Annotated in this window: 8 protein-coding genes; 3 read left to right on the top strand and 5 right to left on the bottom strand. The window is 67.0% G+C overall.

From position 1 onward, the window contains the following. Positions 1–373: 373 nt before the first annotated feature. Positions 374–1,783 carry a DUF1254 domain-containing protein gene (locus tag DDE13_RS05300; protein WP_111402173.1) on the bottom strand — a complete coding sequence of 470 codons (1,410 nt, stop codon included), beginning with the start codon at positions 1,781–1,783 and terminating at the stop codon, positions 374–376. 226 nt (positions 1,784–2,009) lie between these two features. Between DDE13_RS05300 and DDE13_RS05295 the strand changes: the two genes are divergently transcribed. From DDE13_RS05295 to DDE13_RS05285, 3 genes are all read left to right on the top strand, one after another. After that, on the top strand, positions 2,010–2,972 hold the full coding sequence (locus DDE13_RS05295) for a D-2-hydroxyacid dehydrogenase (protein WP_111402171.1): 963 nt from the start codon (positions 2,010–2,012) through the stop codon (positions 2,970–2,972). A gap of 169 nt (positions 2,973–3,141) precedes the next feature. Next, on the top strand, positions 3,142–4,941 hold the full coding sequence (locus DDE13_RS05290; RefSeq protein ID WP_111402169.1) for an NAD(P)/FAD-dependent oxidoreductase: 1,800 nt from the start codon (positions 3,142–3,144) through the stop codon (positions 4,939–4,941). A 120-nt stretch (positions 4,942–5,061) separates the two neighbouring features. Next, positions 5,062–6,345 carry a glycerate kinase type-2 family protein gene (locus DDE13_RS05285; RefSeq protein ID WP_111402167.1) on the top strand — a complete coding sequence of 428 codons (1,284 nt, stop codon included), beginning with the start codon at positions 5,062–5,064 and terminating at the stop codon, positions 6,343–6,345. Here the strand turns inward: DDE13_RS05285 and DDE13_RS05280 are convergent. The 4 genes from DDE13_RS05280 to DDE13_RS05265 form a co-directional block, all read right to left on the bottom strand. Continuing rightward, entirely contained in the window at positions 6,339–6,686 is a 348-nt protein-coding gene (locus tag DDE13_RS05280) for a tRNA-binding protein (RefSeq protein ID WP_111402165.1), read from the bottom strand. The two genes, DDE13_RS05285 and DDE13_RS05280, sit on opposite strands and share 7 nt — an antisense overlap. Further along, entirely contained in the window at positions 6,683–7,495 is an 813-nt protein-coding gene (proC, locus tag DDE13_RS05275; protein ID WP_111402163.1) for a pyrroline-5-carboxylate reductase, read from the bottom strand. Before proC ends, DDE13_RS05280 begins: the two co-directional genes overlap by 4 nt. Positions 7,496–7,524: 29 nt before the next feature. Beyond that, entirely contained in the window at positions 7,525–8,148 is a 624-nt protein-coding gene (locus tag DDE13_RS05270) for a pseudouridine synthase (RefSeq protein ID WP_111402161.1), read from the bottom strand. 214 nt (positions 8,149–8,362) lie between these two features. Further along, positions 8,363–8,758, bottom strand: a complete 396-nt coding sequence (locus DDE13_RS05265; RefSeq protein WP_111402159.1) for a VOC family protein — start codon at positions 8,756–8,758, stop codon at positions 8,363–8,365. Between the last annotated feature and the right edge of the window lie 225 nt (positions 8,759–8,983).

Below are 8,983 nucleotides of genomic sequence, written 5' to 3'. Positions count from 1 at the left end.
CCTGTGCGGCTGCGGCCACAACATCCGCAAGATCCTCGCCCACCTGAGGGCTCTTTTGGCCCTCCTGCTGGCCGCGATCGCCACATTCATGGACGCCCTGATGGCTGAAAACTGTCGCGGCAATCGTCAGAGCGGCCAGCCAGAAGTTTGTTCAGCCTGAACTAAAGATCAACGGCAGGCCTGTTGCGGAACGCGGCGGTCGGCGTCGCAAACAGCCGCACCGCGCGTTTCGCAAGCTGTCGGGGCATCGACGCGCCAGATCCCGGGCTGTCATTGCACGAGAAAAGCCCGGGCGACCAAAGCCCGGACCTGCAAGACCGACGATCTGTTTGGCCGCCTCTCCCAGCACGACTGATCGAGCCGCGCATGCGTGTCAGCCCGCGACTTGCACCTCAGGCTGCTGCCATGTGCCATCCAGCACGGACGCCTCGGGATAGTAGACGCGCAGCACCACCATGAACGGCCCCTCCGGTGTGGGCAGCCAATTCCTGGCCATGTCTCCCTCGGGTTGCGTTGCCGACAGATAGATCGACGTGCTGCCGTCATCCCCTGTCACAAGATCCGGCAGCATGGGGGAGTTGATCAGATACCGATCGATCGGGTTGGCCACCAGAAACTGATCCGGAAGATCGTACATGGTGAGCGACCAGAACGCTTTCGCGGGCGGAAGCTGGCCCTTTTCGAACCGGATCACATAGCTCTTGTCACCCGACAGGGGCTGGCCGTCCTCGGACACCGCGAAAAGGCCATAGAACGCCTCTTCCTTTGAATTCCCGAGAATACCCATCTGGGCGCCCACGGCACGGTTCACGTAATCACCGTTGAGGAAAGCACGGGTCCCGAACAGGTTTCCCGAATTGGCCGTGACCGCCCGGCGCGCGTCGATCTCGGCCTGACCGTCGGCCATTCCAGCCTTCAACGCCTCGGCCATCTCGCCCGGCAAGGCGGCGAAGTCGATCGTCTCGCCCGGCACGATGCCGATCTGGGCAAACCGGTCCCGCAGGTCCTTTTCATCGGGAAGAACCGCGACGTATTGCAGGATGAAGGACAGCAGATTGAACAGTTCAAGCGAGGTCCGTTCATCGGCGGCCGACAAGGGTGTGGGGAAGTTCACGGGCGTCGCGGCAGCCGGGGCAGGCGTCCCCGCAAATCCGGAAAGCGGCGCGAGTGCGTAACCCGCCTGGATCGCGCGCACATTGTCGATGTCGTCCGTGCCGAACAGCTGCGTGCGGTAGATCGCCAGCACGAAGTCCGTCTCGGATCGAATGACCTTGGTGACGCCGTCTGGCGTCTCGCCGGTCCACCCCGGACCGGCGATCAGGAAGCTGCCACCGTCATTTCCGGTGGCGCGGGTGCCAAGATAATCGAAGTTGTGCGTGTAGGCGTCGACCAGCTGGACCGAGAAATAGCGATCCGCTTCGATCTTCGGCAGGGTCAGGACAATCGGTTCGGCCCGCAGATCGAGCCATGTAAAGGAATACGGCGTGTCCGAATTCGGGGTCTGCACGGCCGTGTCGGCGGGTGTGTAGACATTGGCCTCGCTGTAAAGCCCGTTCGGTGGCCCCTTGTATTGCCTGTCAGTCTCATCGACGAAGTACGCCCACATGATGCGGTAGTAATCCACCATCGGGAACCCATAGATATAAGCCTCCTTCGCAATCGCACGGGCATCGGCGGCGGAAACGGCAATCTGGGCGCGCACTGGCAGCCCGAATGTCCCGGCAGCCACGAGTGCCATTGCGGTGGTGGTGGTCAGGGTGAACCTGCGACGTGTTATTTTCATTGGGTATCTCTATTTCTGGCGGTGAATCCGCCGTGGGTAATCCCCGTGTTCTTAGCACGCCATGATGTGGGTCAATGTTGAAAACGCGCTTTGCCTGCACACGGGCCCGAAGCAGCCCCCCGGACAGCCACCACACCCCCCTTTGCACCCCCCCATCCTTTCGCGCTACCACCCGCGCAGACCGTCGCACCCTGCGCCGTGACACGCCCCGCGAAAGGACCGCGCCATGACCCATATCGTCTTCCTCGACCGCGACACCGTTGCGCCGCAGATCGCCCTGCCGGTCCCGGCCTTCGATCACACGTGGGAAAACCACGCCCGCACCGCGCCCGACCAGACGGCCGAACGGCTGGCCGACGCCACAATCGCCATCACCAACAAGGTCCGCATCGGACAGGCAGAGCTTGACGCGGCCCCGCACCTGCGCCTGATCGCCGTCGCCGCCACCGGCTATGACTGCGTGGACGTGGCCGCCTGTGCCGCGCGCGGCGTGGCCGTCGCCAATATCCGCGGCTACTCGGTCAACACGGTGCCCGAACATGTCTTCACCCTGCTGCTTGCGCTGCGCCGCAGCCTTGTGCCGTATGTCACCGACACCCGCGACGGGGCGTGGCAGCGCGCCGGGCAGTTCTGCTTCTTCGACCACCCGATCCGGGATCTGGCCGGGACGACCATGGGCATCGTCGGGCGCGGCGGCATCGGCGGGCGTGTCGCGGATCTCGCCCGCGCCTTCGGGATGGAGGTGATCTTCGCCGCCCGACCGGGCCAGCCGTCGGGCGACGGGCGCGTCGCGTTCGACGAATTCTGCGCGCGGGCCGACGTGATCTCGCTGCACTGCCCGCTGACCGACGCCACGCGCGGGCTGCTGGGCGCCGATGCCTTCGCACGGATGGACCGTGCACCCATCATTCTGAACACCGCGCGCGGCGCCCTGGTCGACCTGCCCGCGCTGGAAGCGGCGCTCGATGCGGGGCAGGTGTCGGGCGCGGGCATCGACGTGGCCGACCGTGAACCCCCCGCCGCCGACGACATCCTGATGCGGCTGGCGGATCATCCCCGCGTGCTCGTCACACCCCACATCGCCTGGGCGTCGGACGAGGCCCAGCAGACCCTCGCCGACCAGCTTGGCGACGTGCTGGCGGCGTTTCATGCGGGCGCGCCGATCAACCTCGTGTCGCCCGCGGGTTAAGCCGCTGATATGTCGCGGAGTCATACGAAAGTCATACGGGAGTCATACGCGATTCATACGCCGCCGAAGCGGGTATCATCGCACCGCCTGCGACCAAAGCCCTAGAGACAAAGGTCCCATCCCGGTCCAGCCTGCGCACGGAGGAGCACAAGCATAAAGGGAGGAAACCATGCTCGACACCACCGCGGAGACCGAGGTCACCCAGGTTCTCGACACGTTCGGCACGGCGCTGGAACAAGGTGACATTCAGGCTGCAACCGCTTGTTTCGCAACGGATTGCTACTGGCGCGACCTCGTGGCGTTCACCTGGAACCTGCACACGAGCGAAGGCCGGGACCAGGTCGCGGACATGCTGGAAAGCCAGCTCGCGCATGTCCGCCCGACCGGCTGGGCCATCGCCGCAGGCGAACCCGCGACGACGGACGACGGCATCACCACCGCCTGGATCACCTTCGAAACCCACCAGTCCCGCGGCTACGGCCTCGTCCGCCTCCGCAACGGCCTCATCTGGACGCTGCTGACCACGATGGTGGAACTCAAGGGGCATGAAGAGCCGAAAGGCTTCGACAGGCCGCTGGGCGCGAAGCACGGCGCGACACCCAACCAGTTGACATGGAAGGAAGAACGCGAGGCGGAGGCGCGCGATCTCGGCTACAGGACGCAGCCCTACGTGCTGATCGTCGGCGGCGGGCAGGGTGGTATCGCCCTTGGTGCGCGGCTGCGGCAACTGGGCGTGCCGACCATCATCGTGGAGAAGAACGACCGCCCCGGCGACAGCTGGCGCAACCGCTACAAGTCGCTCTGCCTGCATGACCCGGTCTGGTACGACCATCTGCCCTACATCAAGTTTCCGGAAAACTGGCCCGTCTTCGCCCCCAAGGACAAGATCGGCGACTGGCTGGAAATGTACACCAAGGTGATGGAGCTGAACTACTGGACCCGCACCAGTTGCAAGTCCGCGAAATATGACGAGAAATCAGGCGAGTGGACCGTCGTCGTGGACCGCGATGGCGAAGAGGTGACGCTGAAGCCGAAGCAACTCGTGCTCGCCACGGGCATGTCGGGCAAGGCCAACGTGCCGAATTTCCCCGGCATGGACAGCTTCAAGGGCGACCAGCACCATTCCAGCAAGCATCCCGGACCGGACGCCTATCGCGGCAAGAAGGCGGTGGTGATCGGCTCCAACAACTCCGCCCATGACATCTGCGCCGCGCTTTGGGAAAACGACGTGGACGTGACCATGGTGCAGCGGTCCTCCACCCATATCGTGCGGTCCGACACGCTGATGGAGATCGGGCTCGGCGCGCTCTATTCCGAGGAGGCCGTCCGGTCCGGCATGACCACCGAAAAGGCCGACCTGATCTTTGCGTCGGTGCCTTACGCGATCCTCGCCGATTTCCAGAAGCCGCTCTACGATCAGATGCGCGAACGCGACAAGGATTTCTATGAAGGGCTTGAAAAGGCGGGCTTCTGGCTGGACTGGGGCGCGGATGACAGCGGGCTGTTCCTGAAATACCTGCGCCGCGGTTCGGGCTATTACATCGATGTCGGCGCCAGCCAGTTGATCATCGACGGCAAGATCAGGCTCGCCCATGGCAACGTGAAGGAAATCGTGCCCGATGGCGTCGTGCTGGAAGACGGCACGAAGCTGGAGGCCGACCTGATCGTCTATGCCACCGGCTACGGGTCCATGAACGGCTGGGCGGCGGACCTGATCGGGCAGGACGTGGCCGACAAGGTGGGCAAGTGCTGGGGCCTCGGGTCTGACACGCCAAAGGACCCCGGGCCATGGGTCGGCGAGCAGCGCAACATGTGGAAGCCGACGCAGCAGCCGGGGCTGTGGTTCCACGGGGGCAACCTGCACCAGTCGCGCCACTACTCCCAGTTCCTGTCGCTGCAACTGAAGGCGCGGATGGAAGGGATCGAGACGCCGGTCTACGGCGTGCCGGAAACCCATCACCTGGGCTGAGGCACGTGCCAAGGATCGGTCTCGGCCGCCGTTGACACCGCTCCTCCTGCGCGCAAGTGTCCGCGCGCAGGAGGAAGTTCACATGATCCAAGCATCGATCGCCGCCGGGGCGGCACGGTGATGACGCCCGAAGACCGCAGGTTGCTGACCGAGTTGTTCGAGACCGCCGTGGCCGCGGCCGACCCGGAAGCCGCGCTGCGCGCCAATCTGCCCGACCGTCCCAAGGGACGGACCGTGGTGATCGGTGCGGGCAAGGGTGCGGCGCAACTGGCCGCCGCGTTCGAGCGGCTCTGGGACGGACCGCTGACGGGCGTCGTGGTGACGCGCTATGGCTATGCCGTGCCCTGCGAACGTATCCGCGTGCTGGAGGCCGCGCATCCCGTGCCCGACGAGGCGGGACTGGCCGCCGGGGCCGCGCTGCTGGATGCCGTGTCGGGGCTGGGTCCGGATGACCTGGTGGTGGCGCTCGTATGTGGCGGCGGTTCCGCCCTGTTGCCCGCCCCGCCGGACGGCCTGACGCTGGCCGATGAACAGGCGCTGAACGACGCGCTCCTGCGTTCGGGCGCGCCCATCGGCGTGATGAACGCCATTCGCAAGCATGCAAGCCGGATCAAGGGCGGGCGGCTGGCCGCCGCTGCGGCCCCGGCGCGTGTCGTGTCGCTCGTGGTGTCGGATGTGCCGGGCGACGACCCGGCGGAGGTCGCCTCGGGTCCCACAGTGCCGTCGCGCGTGACGCTGGAAGAGGCACGCGCGCTCGTGGACGCCTACGGGATCGAGTTGCCGGAACGGATCGCCGCCCATCTGGCCCGCGATGCGGCCCGCGCGCCCGATCCCGGCGATTCAGCCTTCGCGCGGGCGGAGGTCCGGATCATCGCCTCCGCGCGCATCTCGCTGGAGGCCGCGGCGGCGGAGGCGGAACAGCGCGGCATCCCGGCGGCGATCCTGTCCGATGCCATCGAGGGCGAGGCGAAGGATGTGGGGCTCGTCCACGCGGCACTCGCGCGCGAGATCGCCGCGCGGGGGCGCCCGCTGGCCGCACCGGTTCTGCTGCTGTCGGGTGGTGAGACGACCGTGACGATCCGCGGGCAGGGCGGCCGCGGTGGGCGCAATACCGCGTTCCTGCTGTCCTTCGCGCGCGCCGTGGCAGGGCTGGACGGGATCGCGGCACTTGCAGCCGACACGGACGGGATCGACGGGTCCGAGGACAACGCAGGCGCCTTTGCCGACGGCGCCAGCGCCGAAAGGATGCGCGCGGCGGGCGTGGACCCGGGCACGGCACTGGCGCGGCACGACGCCTGGGGCGCATTCGATGCCGTGGGCGACCTGTTCGTGCCGGGGCCGACGGGCACCAATGTCAACGATTTCCGCGCCATCCTCGTCAGGCACGGGGGCTGCGGTCAATAAAGCCGCGCGCCGGGCGGAACCTCGGTATCGGGGGCGATCAGCACGACCTCGCCCGCGGCGTCGGGCACGCCGAGGACCAGCACCTCGGACCGCATGGGGCCGATCTGGCGGGGGGGGAAGTTCACCACCCCCAGCACCAGCCGCCCCACCAGCGCGGCGCATTCATAGTTCGCCGTGATCTGGGCCGAGGATTTTCGCAGCCCGATATCCCCGCCGAAATCGACCTGGAGCCGGTAGGCGGGCTTGCGCGCCTCGGGGAAGGGTTCCGCAGCCACGATCCGGCCGACACGGATGTCGAGCTTCAGGAAATCGTCGAAGCTTGCTTCCGGCGTGGCCGTCATTCGCCGAGTTCCCTGGATCGTTTCACGGCAGCGGCCACGGTGGCGCGCATCAGCGCGGCCAGGCCTGCGTCCTGATCCATCAGCGGCACGAGCGCGGCCTGGGTCACGCCGTTCGGGCTGGTGACGTTCTCGCGCAGGGTTGCTGGGGTGTCGTTCGCCTGTTCCGCCAGCGCGCCGGCGCCTGCCACGGTCGCCTTGGCGAGAGTCATGGCAAGATCGGGGGCCAGCCCCGCCTGTTCGCCCGCCGCCGCCAGCGACTCGATCATGTGAAAGACGTAGGCGGGGCCGGAGCCGGACACGGCCGTGACAGCGTCCATCTGCTCTTCCGACTCCAGCCGCACGGTCAGGCCGACCGCTTGCAGAAGCGTGTCGGCCATGTCCATCGCCGCGCCGCCTGCATGGGCGTTGCCGATCAGCGCGGTGACGCCTCGGCCCACGGCGGCGGGGGTGTTGGGCATGGCGCGGATGATGGGCGTATCCGCACCCAGCAGGGATTCGTAGCGTGCGATCGGGACACCTGCTGCGACCGACACGAACACTGTCGGGCCGTTACCCATCGCGGCGAGCGCGGGCAGCGTGTCGCCCATCATGTGCGGCTTTACCGCGACGAGCACCAGCGCGGGTGCAGCGGGCAGAGGGGTGTTCAGGTTCAGCCCCTTGATCCCGCGCAGCCAGTCCGACGGGTTCGGATCCTGCACCCAAACGGATGCCGGGGGCAGCCCGCCATCCAGCCAGCCCGCCAGCATGGCCGAGCCCATCTTGCCGCAGCCGATCAGAACCAATCCGCGCTGCTCAATCGTATCGTGCATGTCGTCCCCTTTTCCGTCGCCGCCAGAGGTTAGGCGCGGGGGTTGCCGGGTGCAATGGCCGCGCGCATGTCCGCGCCAGCAACGTGGCGCCATGCGCCGGGCGGGAGCCCGTCGAGCGTCCACGGTCCGATGGACCAGCGCACCAGCCGCAGCGTCGGTAGTCCCACGGCGGCCGTCATGCGCCGGACCTGCCGGTTTCGCCCTTCGCGCAGGGTGATCCGGAGCCACGCGTCGGGCACCGACTTGCGGAACCGCACGGGCGGATCGCGGGGCCACAGGTCTGGCGGGGCGATGGCCTCGGCGTGGGCAGGCCGGGTCGGGCCGTCCTTCAGGGTGATGCCGTTCCGCAGCGCCGCCAGTGCGTCGTCGTCGGGCATACCTTCGACCTGCACGAGATAGACCTTGGGCAGCTTGAACTTCGGGTCCGCGATGCGTGCCTGCACCGCCCCGTCGCCTGTCAGCAGCAACAGCCCCTCGCTGTCCTTGTCCAGCCGCCCGGCGGGATAGACGCCGGGCCGGTCGATCCATGCTGCCAGCGTGTCGCGCGCGCCGTCGCCCTCGCCGCCACTGAATTGCGACAGCACGCCGAAGGGCTTGTTGAACAGGATCAGCCCTCCGTCTGCGTCGGGCGGGCGGCGTTTCTTCGGGGCCATGATGCCGGCTTAACCCCATGTACGGCGTCCCGCAACGGTCAGTCACGCAAGGGGCGTGGCCCCGCTGGAAAAGCGCACCGGCGGGTATCTTGCATGGCCCGGGGATTGTGTGCCGAACGGGGGGCCGATACCGCCGCACACTTCGCCTGCCTGCCGGGACCGGAGGCGGGCCGCACGGCACACGCGGCCCCCGGCGCGGAGGCCACGCCCGGTGTCAAGCGAAACGGCCCGAGCGTTCCAGCACCTCGATCTGGTAGCCGTCCGGGTCCGCAACGAAGAAGAAACGCGCGATCTTTTTGCCATCCGGCGCGAATTCCACGAGCTTGCGGGGGTTGAACCCCTCGGCTTCGAACCGCGCGTGTTCGGTGTCGAGATCGGCGACCGACACCGCGAGATGCCCGTATCCGTCGCCAAGGTCATAGGGTTCGGTACGGTCCTTGTTGACGGTCAGTTCGACCTCGAACCCCGTCTCGTCATTGCTGAGATAGACCAGCGTGAAGCCGGAAAAATCCAGCCGGTCCGCGACCTCCAGCCCGAAGGCGCGGCGGTAGAAATCGACCGAGCGTCCCTCGTCGAGTACGCGGATCATGCTGTGGATTGCCTTGGCCATTCGTTCCTCCGTTTTGCGACACAGGCGCAGTGCACACGCGCACGATAGCGACAACGATCAGGGTCGCAACAGGGCGCAGCGCCGGCGGCTGTAAGGGTTACGGACAAGGCACAGAAACCCGCGTAAGCAACCGAAATGAAAAGAAAATGGACAGGCCACGTCCCGTTCGCGGCGCGCGGGCGGGTCGTGGACGGCTTCTTGCCGGGGCCGGGATATGTGCAGGGC

The organism is Meridianimarinicoccus zhengii, assembly GCF_003254465.1.
In the GTDB taxonomy this organism is placed as follows: Bacteria; Pseudomonadota; Alphaproteobacteria; order Rhodobacterales; family Rhodobacteraceae; genus Meridianimarinicoccus; species Meridianimarinicoccus zhengii.
This window is presented reverse-complemented; position numbering and strand designations above follow the sequence as displayed.

What these genes read in the sequence shown, in the direction of transcription:
- DDE13_RS05300 (WP_111402173.1), bottom strand. Translation starts at nt 1,783, where the DNA reads ATGAAAATAACACGTCGCAGGTTCACCCTGACCACCACCACCGCAATG.
- DDE13_RS05295 (WP_111402171.1), top strand. Translation starts at nt 2,010, where the DNA reads ATGACCCATATCGTCTTCCTCGACCGCGACACCGTTGCGCCGCAGATC.
- DDE13_RS05290 (WP_111402169.1), top strand. Translation starts at nt 3,142, where the DNA reads ATGCTCGACACCACCGCGGAGACCGAGGTCACCCAGGTTCTCGACACG.
- DDE13_RS05285 (WP_111402167.1), top strand. Translation starts at nt 5,062, where the DNA reads ATGACGCCCGAAGACCGCAGGTTGCTGACCGAGTTGTTCGAGACCGCC.
- DDE13_RS05280 (WP_111402165.1), bottom strand. Translation starts at nt 6,686, where the DNA reads ATGACGGCCACGCCGGAAGCAAGCTTCGACGATTTCCTGAAGCTCGAC.
- proC (WP_111402163.1), bottom strand. Translation starts at nt 7,495, where the DNA reads ATGCACGATACGATTGAGCAGCGCGGATTGGTTCTGATCGGCTGCGGC.
- DDE13_RS05270 (WP_111402161.1), bottom strand. Translation starts at nt 8,148, where the DNA reads ATGGCCCCGAAGAAACGCCGCCCGCCCGACGCAGACGGAGGGCTGATC.
- DDE13_RS05265 (WP_111402159.1), bottom strand. Translation starts at nt 8,758, where the DNA reads ATGGCCAAGGCAATCCACAGCATGATCCGCGTACTCGACGAGGGACGC.